Origin of the sequence: Phaeodactylibacter sp., from assembly GCF_022763345.1 — a bacterium.
Lineage (GTDB): Bacteria > Bacteroidota > Bacteroidia > Chitinophagales > Saprospiraceae > Phaeodactylibacter.
Genome location: NZ_JALEGS010000084.1, coordinates 36,304 through 48,767 on the forward strand (window position 1 = coordinate 36,304; position 12,464 = coordinate 48,767).

The window sequence follows — 12,464 nt, forward strand, 5'->3', positions numbered from 1 at the left end:
CACGCCCATGAAATACCTTTACCTACTGTCGCTGTTTATCCTGGCCGGTGGGCTCACCTCCTGTGCTTCCTTCGAGCGTTACCGGATACTCTACAATGACCGCATTGAAGCCGGCAACTTTGAAGAGGCCACTCGCCTGATCGAAAACAAGCGGTTTTATAAAAAAGACCGCAACGAAGTACTTCGCTACCTGGAGCTGGGGGCGCTGGCTCGTATGCAGGGCGATCTTGCAAAGAGCAATGAATACCTCAATAAGGCTGATCTCCTCATCGAAGACAGAAGAGCTTCCATCGGCTCACAGGGGCTGGCCGTAGTCAGCAACCCACGGGTATTGCCTTACCGCACAGAGTACTTTGAGAATATCGCTGTACATTACCTCAAAAGCCTGAACTATCTTCAGCTGAATGATGTGTCAGCGGCCCGCGTCGAAGCCCGGCGGACCAATATCCGCCTACAGGAACTCAACGACGCCGTACCCGAAAAACCACTGAAATATCATGATGATGTGCTCGGGCATATTATCATGGGCCTGAGCTATGAGATGAACGGAGAGTGGAACAATGCCTTCATCGCTTACCGCAACGCGGCGGAGCTTTTCATTCAGGAGGGCAAAGTACAGCCCTATATGGGCGTGCAAATCCCCGAGCAGCTCAAATGTGACCTTGTGCGCATGGCGGATCAGCTTGGGTTTGCCAATGATGCGAGCCGCTACCGCAGACTCCTCGACCCACGCTGCAAAGATGATGTGGGCGAAGGCGGCTCGCTCGTGCTCTTTTGGGAAAACGGGCAGGGGCCGGTCAAGGAAGAAAACATCATCGGGTTTGATGTGATGCGGCAGGGCGACCGCTCGCAGGTCCGCTTTGTGAACAACAGCATGGGCATGGAGTACGATTTTGGAGAAGACATTTATAACGAATACAACGGCTTCGCCGGCATTAATACCATTCGGCTGGCACTGCCGGCCTTCCGGCCACGTCAGTATCCACTTCATCGTGCAGATATCAAATACCCGGGCGGCCTACAGCGCATGGAAATGCTCGAAGACCTCAATGTGGTAGCGGAGCAGTCTCTGCGCGACCGCTTTGGGCGGGAGCTGGCCAATGCCCTGATTCGCCTGGCCGCCAAGGAAGCCGTGGAGGCGGGCCTGCGTTCCATCAAAACCAAAAAGGAGGACGACGATGAGGATGACGATGGAAATGAAGAGCAGAAAAAATCAAAAGACGAGGATAAAGACAATGATGAGGACGTGGAGTATGACGAAACACTGGGCCTGATCCTGGGCACCACAATGAGCATCGTCAACGCCGCTACCGAGCGTGCTGACATACGGTCGTGGCAGACCCTGCCTGCCGAAATCCACTATCAGCGAGTACCATTGAAACGGGGCGCTAATGAAATCCGAGTGACCTTTTACAACCAATACAATCAACGCCTGGAAGAGCATTACCTGCGCCTCAACGGTGAGGGCAGGCTGCAGGTCAGGCATGTTACGACACCCGACAGCCGTGTATTGCAACCGGCTGCCACTAAAAATCAAAAACCTGTACAACCATGAGAACGATACTGCTCACTTGCTTTATGACCCTGATGGCCGTTGCGGCCTTTGGGCAAGACAAAATGGACGTCATTTACCTCAAAAACGGACAAGTCATCAAAGGCTCCATCATTAAACCCATGGATGCGGATGGCGTACAAATTATGACAACCGAAAGTGATGTCTACACCTTCTCACCGGATGAGGTCCGCCGTATTGTCCGGGAGGAAGTCCCGCATGATAACCTGAAGAACAAAATCATCGTCCACGACGGAGAGGGATTCACCAATATCACCACTCTGGGCTACGGTTTTGGCATTGGGACAATAGGCGATGAACGGGCCATGAATAATGATGAAGATTACTTTGCGATCCATACCGTCAATGGCTACCACATCAATCGAAGTGTCAGCCTGGGACTTGGGGTAGGTGTGGAATGGTATGGTGATTACGAGCTCGTACCGCTTTATGCAGATGTCCGGTATTATCCAACGCTTACCGAGTGGGCGCCCTTCTTCTACGGCGACCTTGGCTATGGGCTTGGCTTTTTGGACGAGGCAACAGAGGGGGGCATTATGTTTGGTATTGGTGGCGGTATTCAGCGCTCGGTCAATCCAAATATGGCTTATGTGGCCTCCTTTGGCTACCGTTATCAGGAGAACACCCTGGGCACCCGGAATGCAGATGCCCATTTTCTACAGTTTAGCGTAGGGCTGAAGTTCTAAGACTATATTGGGATTTCACCCTTTGGGCTGTATTTGCCAAATTTTATCCTGCACTTCGTTGCTCTTCAGTCGCTTAGCTTTGGCTAGGCTCCTTCATCGCGCCTTGTTCAGGATAAAATTTGACTTCATTCGCTCCAAAAGCGAATTCCCAACATAGTCTAAATCTTCTTATCTTCAGCCCCATGGGGCTACTCCAAAACATATCACTGCAGTGGGATCTGTGGATCGGTAAATACCGGGCCTTCTTTGTCACAGAAGCGCGGGACCGGGAAGCTTGCGAGCGATTGTTGAATTATGACAGCGCCCGTGAGCTTCCCGAAAAAGGGCAATTGGTGGCTTGTCAGGATACCCGCCGTAGTGAAATCATTGCCTGCCTGGTCCTTAGTAATGCCGTTGACCGGGCAGAAGAAGCGGCAGAAGCCTTCGGATACGTGAAGACGGGCTATCTGCCCAAGCTGGCTGTGGTTTCTCATTTATCCTTTGATAGCGCTTACCTCAATACGCCCGCTGTTCCTGTATTGCTCAGCCACTGCTTCGTGGAAGTCCTGAAGGCCGAAGGGCAGGCTTTGCTCATGCAGTGCGACCCCGGGCATTATTCTATCTACAAGCGTCTGGGCATGCGCCCCATTGGCCCGCTGCAAATGGGGGAGGGGGGCGACTTTCAAATCCCTATGATCGGCCTGCCGGATATGGATTACCTGGCCGTCATTCACTCACCTTTACTGCCCATGCTCCGTGGGGTGTCTTTCGACCGGTATCAGGAAATTTGCGATTGGTACTATCAGCTGGTTCGTGAGCACAAAGAGCTGCAGACCGGTACCGCTTTTTACCCGGAAGACCACGATGATTTCCATGGTCACCATGTTATTACGGAAGGGTTGAGCGAAGCAGGGAAGGCAGCTTTCCTAAAAGATGCCATGATTGTCAATTGCCGGCAGGACGAGGTCCTGTTTGCGGAGAATGACGCAGGCAAAGCCATCGGTTATGTGCGTAAAGGGCTGCTAAGGGTGGAAATCGGCGGCCAGACAGTGGTGATGCTGGGAGAAGGTGATCTTTTTGGGGAGATTGCTTACATTCTCAATACCAAGCGCACCGCAAAAATAGTCTCTGCGAGCCCGGATACAGAAGTTGTCCTCTTTCAGGAATCTGCTATCGATCAGTTAACAAAGGAATCAGACCGAACCATCATCTGGCGCAACCTGGCGAAAGTGCTGGCTCAGCGCGTGGTGGTGACCAGTAAACTGCTCAAGTAATCACTTGACCTCCTCCACTTTATAGATGAAGTAGTTGGTGTCGCCTTGCCAGGGCATCGCCTTGTATTTTTCCCGATAGTACAGCTTGACCTGCTTGCCTTCGTAGTTTTGCAAAGTGCGGTAGACCTCATCGTCCCACACGGAGAATTCCCAGATGTTCCCGGAAACGCCATCGCTTGCATTTTGGCGAAAGCCGCCCAGGTTGAGTTGCCCCTCGTAGGTTTTCAGGACAACGCCCTTGTAGGAAATCTTGATCAGTGTTCCCGCCCGTGTTCCATCACTGTAGGTCCAGTTGCAAACCCAGAGGTAGCCTGCTCCGCCAAGTATGGCTAAAGTGAGTAGGATGACGAAAAATCGTTTGATCCAGCCACCTACTGTGCCTGCTCCATCTTTGATGACTTGTTTAAACTCGCTCATAGTCGTTTAGCTTTGTCTGCAATATTGCAGAAAGTTGGCGGGATTTTCAAATCAAAAGTAATGCCCGTAAGGAGAAGGTTACCTTACGGGCATAGGGAGCAGGGCAGCGCTAAAGGCTTGTTTTAGGGCTTTTTGTACTGATTTTTCAGCAGCTCCGGGTGCGCCTTCATAAACTTCTCAATCTTGGGCATCGACACACCGACCACATAGGGTTGGTTGGGATTGTGCACGATGTAGTCCTGATGATAGCCTTCGGCTGTGTAGAAAGTACTGAGCGGGTTTAGTTTGGTCACGATTGGCTTTTGGAATTTGCCGCTTTCCTCCAGCTGTTGTATAAAAGCCTCTGCTTTGTCCTTTTCGTACGCATCCGCATAGAAAATAGCAGAACGGTACTGTGGGCCTACATCCGGCCCCTGCCGGTTGAGCTGTGTGGGGTCGTGCCCTGCAAAGAAGGCAGTGAGCAGCTCGTCGTAGCTGACCACGGTGGAATCGTAGTAAACGATGACCGATTCTGCATAATCAGTCATACCCGAAGCCACCTTTTTGTAGGTTGGATCGGTTGTGGTTCCCCCTGCATAGCCGGAAATGGCTTCCTCTACGCCTTCCACGCGTTCGAATACGGCTTCTACGCACCAAAAGCAGCCACCTGCAAAGACCGCTTTGGAAAGGTCTTCATAGGGCGCATCGATTTCGCCGACTGGGACGACGCCTTCCGGGTAATCAATTGTTTGGCTTTTTTCAGCCATAGTGCTATTGGCCTTCTGCGAATTAGCACAACTGAGTACCATAGTACTTAACGTTAGAAAAAGAAATATGCGTTTCATTTTTTTTCTTTTGGTAACAGGAATGTGGCACTATTTGTTAAAAACAGAGTGTCCTCAATAGCGAACAGGCGACAAGTACGGGCTTATTCCACCATCTTGACCGAATTGAGGTTGCCCTTCCAGTCGTATTCCTTTATGGGATTAGCGGGGTCGGTGATCCAATTGCCGTCCACGATGAACTTGTAAAGGTGCTTGCCTCCCGTAAGCGGCAGGCTGACCACCCAGGCTTTACCTTCCCGGTGCATCCTCAGCGCGCGGTCTTCCCAGTCGGTAAAAGAACCGGCCAGGCGGACTTCCTCCGCGTCTTCGAAACCCGCCAGGCGAAACTGTGTCTCCCGCTTGATTTCATAAACGGAGTTAAGGGTGGCGTATTGGTTCTTAACGGTCTGGGGGTTACTCGGGTCGTGCATCCATTCGCCATCTACAATGAACTTATATTCATAGCGCCCTGCATCGAGGCTCAGGCAGGTCTCCCAACCACCATCCACTTTTTGCATGGTGAAAGCAGATTCATCCCAGGCATTGAAGTTGCCACTGAGCACTACCTTTTCTGCATCCGGATAGCCAGGCAGGAAAAAGCAATCGTCGGCAGTAGTATCCGGGCGGGCGGTGTAAAGCTCCATGTTGTAGGTCTCTTGCCAGAAAGAGCCTGTGGGCGTGGTTTTGCCTTTGTTGCGTATGGTCTCAGAAGGCTCTGCCCAGAACTTCCCGTTGACGACAAACTTGAATTCCCACCGGAAAGCATCTTCAAAGTCTTCGATCTGCTTGCGGAGTTGATAGCGGCCTTCGCCCACTTTTTTCATCCGCCATTCATCAGCAGACCAATTGTTGAAGTCCCCGGCAATGGCAACCGACTCTACGTCGATGTCTTCAAAATCGGTCTTCCAGAAAGCACCGGCCCGGGAAGCTTCCTCAAAGTACCGGATGTCAAATTCGAAAACGACTTCATCCCCTTCGAAAAAATAGGCATGATAGGGCTCCTGGCTCTGCAAAGGTATTTGCAAGGCACTCCAAAGGCAGAGCAGGATATATAAATGCGGCGTTTTCATTCCGATTAAGGTTGATACCATTTAAAGAAGTACAACTTTTGTTTCTTATAGTTGATCAGGGTACGGCGGACGCACAAAAATTCGTAGCCGATAAGCCCGTCGAGGCGTGTTCGGTAAGTACGGTTGAAGGTATGCATATTGGTTAGCAGGGTTCGCATACCGGAACACCGCTGTTCTCCTGAGCGGAACCGGTACAGTTTACCAGCGATGACCTCCAGCTCCTGTTGTCCCGACATGCCCGCCAGGTGAGTCCGCCTGCTAATTTTGAAATGGTCAAGAATAGCCCGGTTTACCCGGTTGTGCAGCAAATTGAGCTCCGCCCCGGAATCTAACCCAAGCCTAAGGGCTTTGCCGTCTACTTCACCGTTGATAACCAGAAAGTGCTTGTCCATTGTTACTCGGAGGCTATCGGTCGGCTTTTCATAAAAGGCAAGGGTATCTATGCGGTTGCCCTCATCGTCCAGAGCGGTCAGGGTCAGCTGCTTGAGCTGAAAGTCAATCATGAGTTCGTAGTTTTCTACTACGTTGTAACCCAGAAGCCCAAGAAGGCGGATGTTCTTTTTGCGCTCAATGTGATTGAGGTCTATGACATCGGCATACAGCCGGTCGTATTGCAGGGAATCAATGGTAAAGTCTCTGACTGTTGCTTCCCGGAGGTCTTTGATAGCACCGGTCATGCTCATACCCACGGTGTTTGGCGCTGATTGTCCGCCGGAATAGTGGCTTGCATTCAAAATGAGCTTGCTGGAGCCGGTATCGAGGATGAAGTTGCCGGACTGCCCTGCAACTTCCGCCTGTACAAGTATGAGGTGCCCTGCCAGCTTGAAAGGGATTCGGATAGTCGTTGTGGAAAGCCGCTCTGCATTGGGGAACTGTGGCGGCGCTACTTGTCTTTGCTCTAGTACAGGGTAAGACACCGGGAACGGAGAGGCACTGCCCAAAACCGGCAAAGCCGCAAGCGCCATTGATAACAGAAACAGTCGGGATAACATAGTGTGTCGGTGGTGATTTCTATACTTGGAAAGATGCAAAATCTGAGGATAGGCTGCACCTTACTTCTACGAAACCTGACAAATAGCCGACAAGGCAGTGGGTGGGGTAGGGGCAAAAAAAACTGCCCGACTAAGCGGGCAGCACCATACTACTGCATACTGAAAGCACAACTTTAATGCCCTAAGTGCTTCTCTTTTTGATTCTTTATAATGTAGGCTGAATAGCCTAAACCAATAACCAGGAAAAAGACACAGTGGCTGTACATACCGTACAAATAGCAACCCAGACCGGCGATGACCGCAATCAAGCTTAGTAAAAAGAGCCAAAGATCTGCTTTTAGTGCCATGATGTCTTTTTTGATACTCGTAGCCTTGAAACTGATTACTTAGTTGTCAATATTGGTAGTTTTACTATTAGACAATCAGGTTCTTTTTGTGTTCGCAGAAAGTAGAACTTTTTTGATTTTCGTTTAGACAGGACTACTTTGGTGGTGCCGAACCTGCTTCAATAAATAGAAAGGTAGAATTGAACGAAAGCTTTGGTTTGCCAGCTTAGGTCTAAGGCTGTGGATGGAGTGAAACTAATCTTATGCCCTCAAAACAGTAATCGGCGCAAACATTTTAGGCTATTGAATGTAGAAGTAAAGCTATTTTATCGGCAGATTTTATTAATTTAGATTTCCAGTTTTTTTTCGAAAAGTATAATTTGCGAAAGAGGGCTGGCATAAAATCCGGAAAAAAAGTGCGTCAATGCTGCAAGTGAATGTAAACCTGGACATCAATGAGAAGCTGTTCATTAAGAACCCTCAGGAAACTGCGCTGGGGCGCCGTATTATTGAGTATTCTGTCATATTATTTGACGAAGTAGGGTTTGAGAACTTTACTTTCCGCAAACTGGCTGATCGGATTCACTCTACCGAAGCCTCTATTTACCGGTACTTCGAAAATAAGCACTACCTCTTTATCTATTTGGTAAACTGGTACTGGGAATGGATGCGTTTTCGGGTGACCTTCTTCACGATGAACATCCCCGCTCCGGAGGATAAGTTGAAGTCTGCGCTGCGTGCAATTGTTGATACTTCCCGGAAAAGCACAAGTGTTGATTTTATTGATACAGAAGTACTGCACCGGATTGTGGTCACGGAGGGGCCCAAAGCTTACCACAAAAAGAACGTAGACGAAGAGAACAAGTATGGTTTTTTCCTGGCGTATAAAATGCTTTGCGGGAAAATTGCCGATATTATCCAAGAAATTAGGCCGACTTATTCCTACCCCAGGGCGCTGGCCAGTATGCTGCTGGAATCAGCAAATAATAATATTTACTTCGCGGAGCACCTGCCCCGTTTGACAGATATTAAGTTTGAAGCAAATTACCTGGACCGGGTTGTGGAAATGCTATTTTCTTTTGCGTTCGGCTGCCTTCAAACCAACGAAAGCGGACCGCAGGAGCAAGAACCAAAATGAAGCTCGGTGAGCCTTTGGTACGCTCAGGCTCGCTGAGCCCTTCTTAGTAATGCGAAAAGAGTAGCTACAATCAAAGCACTGCCCGCAATATAGAGGGTGGTTTGGAGCAGCCCTTGCGAAGCCTGTCGAGCGTAGATGCCATAGAACGCCCACAAAAGCACACCATTATAAAGTATATCCTTATAGCGGGTAGCGAAGAACAGGCCGGCAATTGCAGCCACCGCAACCATAATTGCAGCCCAGGCTACTTCAGGCAAAGGCCCGCCAGTCCAACCGTAACTTATGAGTACGGCAGTGGTGTTAGCAATGGTGGCAACAGATATCCATCCCAGATAGAGTTGAAAAGGCACCTTAGCAGGCCAGTTGGAAGTCCATTTGAGCGGATTTAAAGCAAGGTAGATTTTAATTAGGGTAAAGAGCAGCAACAGCATGAGCCCAAGCGAAAGCAACGGCCATTGGTAGTGCCAGGTCAGAATCCAGCTTGCATTCGCTACACAAGATACGAAGAACCAAGTGCCTATGCTTGTTACCGCTTTCCCCGCAGACTGGAAAAACTGGAAAACGATGAACCCAAGCAAAGCCAGGTAAATGACGCCCCATATCCCGAATGTAAACCCAGCGGGCACAAAGCGGTTAGGGTAAAGCGCCGATAGTTCGCCGGTGGTCATGCCGTTAATAGGAAGGGCATTCGCCAAGACATTCAGAGTAATGACGAGTATGAAGCCAAGTAGATTGAGGAGTCTAAGGGTCTTTGCTGGCATTCCGGGTAAATTTTTTGATAGTTTTTTCCTGTTAAATATAAACACATGCCCTGAAGCAGAGGTTTGGAAATTCTTTGCCAAACCCTAGTGATAGTTATACTTTCAAAGTATTCTGAAAAATAAAAACCAAACTACCCACCAATACTCTATCGGTTTAGTCCGATAAATTTTTGTTTTCCACCGAACAGTAATTCACTTCTATTGTTGATAGTAAAACTTTAAAACATCAACAATTGTCCAATTTATGAAAGAACAATGGAATGCTGACAACAGCGCCATGGGCAATGCTTCAAGCCCTCAGTCACAAGGCTCTACAGCAGAATCAAAGTCTCTATCCAATCGCATCGCCGTAGCTTTCGGTGATGGTATCGGTCCGGAAATTATGCGTGCAACCCTCGATATCCTCGAGGCTGCAGGTGCCGGGCTAGAGTACGAAGAAGTGAAGATTGGAAAAGAAATGTACCTCAGCGGCCATCAGTCTGGTATCGCACCTGATGCCTGGGATATTTTACGCCGCAACCGGGTCTTTCTGAAAGGCCCGATCACCACACCTCAGGGTGGCGGGTACAAAAGCCTTAATGTGACGATTCGTAAGACGCTGGGGCTTTTTGCCAATGTGCGCCCCTGCCGTGCTTTTACTCCTTATGTAGATAGCAACTTCCCGGATATGGACCTTGTAGTGGTCCGTGAAAATGAGGAAGACTTGTACGCAGGTATTGAACATCAGCAAACTGCTGAGGTGGTTCAGTGCCTGAAGCTGGTTTCCCGCCCGGGCTGTGAGCGCGTCATCCGGTACGCTTTTGAGTACGCCCGTGCAAATGGGCGTAAGAAAGTGACTTGCATGAGTAAGGATAACATCATGAAGCATACCGATGGACTTTTTCACTCCATCTTTGACGAGGTGGCTAAGGAGTACCCGGATATTGAAAACGAACACCATATTATAGACATTGGGTCTGCGCTGCTTGCTGACCGCCCGGAACAGTTCGATGTGATTGTCACGCTAAACCTTTACGGGGATATCGTATCTGATATCACGGCTCAGGTGGCTGGTTCTGTGGGCTTGGGTGGTTCTGCAAATATTGGAGACCCCATTTCCATGTTTGAAGCGATTCATGGTTCCGCACCAGATATCGCAGGCAAAGGTATCGCTAACCCTTCTGGTCTGATTCATGCAGCCTGTATGATGCTGGCACACATGGGCAAAAATGATATCGCTGTTCGAATTCAAAATGCCTTATTGCGTACGCTTGAGGATGGCATTCATACAGGCGACCTTTACAGTGAGGCTTATACCCGGCAGAGAGTTGGTACGAAGGAGTTTGGAAAAGCCCTGATTGAACGTCTTGGTCAGGCGCCCAAACACCTCAAAGAAGTGGAACCGTCATCAGCTCAAAAGCCTATCGAAGTTAGGGTCAAGCCTTTCGTACCAGCCAATAAAAAGCTGGTTGGAGTAGATGTCTTTATCGACTGGGCAGTAGGTGAGCGTGACCCTAACGAATTGGGCCGGGCACTGGAGGAAATTGCCAAGGCAGACTTTAAGCTCAAAATGATCACGAACCGGGGCGTTAAAGTGTACCCTAATGGATTCCCGGAGACCTTCTGTACTGATCACTGGCGCTGCCGCTTTATTGCTGCCGCCGCCGGGGGGACAGAAGCCGGCGGAAAGCCACGTATGGCTGCCGTTACCTACGAGCAAATCACAGGTTTGCTACAACGGCTTACCGTAGAAGGGCTCAATTTTATTAAGATTGAGAACCTCTACGAAATAAATGGCGAACGTGCCTATTCTCTCGGTCAGGGAGAATAAAAAGGCTATATTTTTTATCTAGTCGCAAAAGCAGAAGTCAGGTGCAACAGCCTGGCTTCTCTTTTTCTCTCCTATATATTAAGGTGTCCCTGAAACACCTCTTTTGCAGGGCCGCATAACCAAATCTTGCTGTATTTTCCCTCTCTTTGTTCCATTCGGATCTCAAGTGGGCCGCCCTTGGTTTTCACCGGGATTTTTATAGCCGCTCCCTGTGTTAGTTTATGCTGTAGCGTGTAGGCTATAGCTGCTGCGGTCACACCTGTGCCACAGGAAAGGGTTTCCGCTTCCACGCCGCGCTCGTAAGTGAAAACCTGAAGGGGGAGGTCCGGTGATGCCGAAACGAAGTTGACATTAGTGCCGTCGGCTGCAAATCGCTCGTTGTATCGGATTCGGCGCCCTTCTTTTTCGACATTCAGGGCATCCAGCTTTTCTTCAAACCTGACATAATGCGGTGAGCCGGTATCTATAAAAAAATAGTCCTGACCACGTTCTATCTCTTGCACATCTGACATCTCAATTTCAATCCAGCTTTCTTTTTCCGTGCTCAGCCGGGCCCGGTGAGGCCCGTCCGGGGCAAAGAAGTAATAACTTGATTGTTCCAGCCCAAGGGAACGGGCAAAGGCAACTGTACACCGGGCTCCGTTGCCACACATTGAGCCTCGGCGCCCGTCAGCGTTAAAATAATCCATTTCAAAATCATATCCGTCTCTAGGCTGCAATAGGATCAGGCCATCAGCCCCAATGCCAAAGCGCCGGTCGCAAAGCCTTCTGATAAGGGCGGTCTCGCTTCCATCTAATACCTTTGTTTCCATCTGATTGATCATGATGAAATCATTGCCCGTACCCTGATATTTGTAAAAATGCAGGAGCTTCATTCTGTCGCAGGCTTTTCAAGATGAGTGCTATCTGCTGCGGATTTTTCCTTGATCTCATCCGGCGCTTCCAATCCGAATGGAACATCAAGCGTGTAGTGCCGGTATGCTGCAAAAGCAGAAAGCAGCACAATTACGGCCGCACCAATGAGGGAGATTCGCCAACCCCATATGTTGCCAATATACTCCCCATCAAATGGGTCTTTTTTTTCAGGTTCCTGAGCCATACCTATCTAATTTTTGAAGAACAAATATAGAGCCTATGTCGGGAAGAATACAATCTTTTCATAAGTGACAAATAGCCTGTTTAAAGATCTTTGAACGTCAGAAAAAACGTCAGTAATTGATTGTCAGTTGTTTCGGAAGTTATTTAGTTCTTGTAGTGGTGTGTCCTCTTCTTTGAAGGTGCATTGTTGTGTTTGAATGTAAAATAATACTATCTTTACGGCTGAATTGAGAAGCTTGTAGGAGAAAAAATAATATAAGTTGCAGGCTTGATGCCTGTCAGCTAACACGCGCAGCTTCTTGATAAGACGACCGATACCTACAAGAATTACTCTATCCCTTTGGATAGATATACAGTTTAACGACCTTTTTTTTAACCTAATTTTTTTTAAAACAAATCGTGATCTTATGGAAAAAACGAAGTTTACTTTCGTTTCTCCTTCGCGGCTAGCAGGCGCATTTGCGTTCGCGCTGTTGACTTTCCTGGGCCTTCCACAGGCTTTCGCACAGGATTGTCCAACACCATCGAACGTAGACG

The 12,464-nt window shown here is 49.0% G+C and carries 13 protein-coding genes; 5 read left to right on the plus strand and 8 right to left on the minus strand.

What is annotated here, in order from left to right; translation table 11 throughout:
* The first annotated feature begins 7 nt into the window (after nt 1-7).
* From MRY86_RS21695 to MRY86_RS21705, 3 genes are all read left to right on the plus strand, one after another.
* Nucleotides 8-1,555, plus strand: a complete 1,548-nt coding sequence (locus MRY86_RS21695; RefSeq protein WP_293563775.1) for a hypothetical protein — start codon at nt 8-10, stop codon at nt 1,553-1,555.
* Nucleotides 1,552-2,259 (plus strand): hypothetical protein, encoded by a 708-nt coding sequence (locus MRY86_RS21700; protein WP_293563774.1) that lies wholly within the window; start codon nt 1,552-1,554, stop codon nt 2,257-2,259. Before MRY86_RS21695 ends, MRY86_RS21700 begins: the two co-directional genes overlap by 4 nt.
* Before the next feature lie 182 nt (nt 2,260-2,441).
* Nucleotides 2,442-3,512 (plus strand): cyclic nucleotide-binding domain-containing protein, encoded by a 1,071-nt coding sequence (locus tag MRY86_RS21705; RefSeq protein WP_293563772.1) that lies wholly within the window; start codon nt 2,442-2,444, stop codon nt 3,510-3,512.
* Here MRY86_RS21705 and MRY86_RS21710 read toward each other — a convergent pair whose 3' ends face one another.
* From MRY86_RS21710 to MRY86_RS21730, 5 genes are all read right to left on the minus strand, one after another.
* Nucleotides 3,513-3,929, minus strand: a complete 417-nt coding sequence (locus tag MRY86_RS21710) for a hypothetical protein (protein WP_293563770.1) — start codon at nt 3,927-3,929, stop codon at nt 3,513-3,515.
* Between the two features lie 122 nt (nt 3,930-4,051).
* Nucleotides 4,052-4,753 carry a peptide-methionine (S)-S-oxide reductase MsrA gene (gene msrA, locus MRY86_RS21715; protein ID WP_293563768.1) on the minus strand — a complete coding sequence of 234 codons (702 nt, stop codon included), beginning with the start codon at nt 4,751-4,753 and terminating at the stop codon, nt 4,052-4,054.
* 83 nt (nt 4,754-4,836) lie between these two features.
* Nucleotides 4,837-5,802 carry a hypothetical protein gene (locus tag MRY86_RS21720; protein WP_293563767.1) on the minus strand — a complete coding sequence of 322 codons (966 nt, stop codon included), beginning with the start codon at nt 5,800-5,802 and terminating at the stop codon, nt 4,837-4,839.
* Between the two features lie 5 nt (nt 5,803-5,807).
* Nucleotides 5,808-6,794, minus strand: a complete 987-nt coding sequence (locus MRY86_RS21725; protein ID WP_293563766.1) for a retropepsin-like aspartic protease — start codon at nt 6,792-6,794, stop codon at nt 5,808-5,810.
* Nucleotides 6,795-6,967: 173 nt separating this feature from the next.
* Nucleotides 6,968-7,141: a hypothetical protein gene (locus tag MRY86_RS21730; RefSeq protein WP_293563764.1), complete on the minus strand. Its 174-nt coding sequence runs from the start codon at nt 7,139-7,141 to the stop codon at nt 6,968-6,970.
* A 403-nt stretch (nt 7,142-7,544) separates the two neighbouring features.
* On the opposite strand from MRY86_RS21730, the gene MRY86_RS21735 reads away from it, so the two are divergent.
* The gene (locus tag MRY86_RS21735) at nt 7,545-8,258 is read left to right on the plus strand and encodes a TetR/AcrR family transcriptional regulator (RefSeq protein ID WP_293563763.1); all 714 of its coding nucleotides are present in this window, start codon (nt 7,545-7,547) and stop codon (nt 8,256-8,258) included.
* 23 nt (nt 8,259-8,281) lie between these two features.
* On the opposite strand, the gene MRY86_RS21740 is transcribed toward MRY86_RS21735, so the two are convergent.
* Nucleotides 8,282-9,019 carry a tryptophan-rich sensory protein gene (locus tag MRY86_RS21740; RefSeq protein ID WP_293563761.1) on the minus strand — a complete coding sequence of 246 codons (738 nt, stop codon included), beginning with the start codon at nt 9,017-9,019 and terminating at the stop codon, nt 8,282-8,284.
* A 244-nt stretch (nt 9,020-9,263) separates the two neighbouring features.
* On the opposite strand from MRY86_RS21740, the gene MRY86_RS21745 reads away from it, so the two are divergent.
* The gene (locus MRY86_RS21745) at nt 9,264-10,829 is read left to right on the plus strand and encodes an NADP-dependent isocitrate dehydrogenase (RefSeq protein WP_293563759.1); all 1,566 of its coding nucleotides are present in this window, start codon (nt 9,264-9,266) and stop codon (nt 10,827-10,829) included.
* A 71-nt stretch (nt 10,830-10,900) separates the two neighbouring features.
* Here the strand turns inward: MRY86_RS21745 and dapF are convergent, their stop codons facing one another.
* Together dapF and MRY86_RS21755 are read right to left on the minus strand one after the other, a co-directional pair.
* The gene (gene dapF / locus MRY86_RS21750) at nt 10,901-11,704 is read right to left on the minus strand and encodes a diaminopimelate epimerase (protein ID WP_293571934.1); all 804 of its coding nucleotides are present in this window, start codon (nt 11,702-11,704) and stop codon (nt 10,901-10,903) included.
* A complete protein-coding gene (locus MRY86_RS21755) occupies nt 11,701-11,928 on the minus strand; it encodes a hypothetical protein (protein ID WP_293563755.1) in 228 nt (75 codons plus the stop codon). The genes dapF and MRY86_RS21755 overlap by 4 nt, the downstream gene beginning before the upstream one ends.
* Between the last annotated feature and the right edge of the window lie 536 nt (nt 11,929-12,464).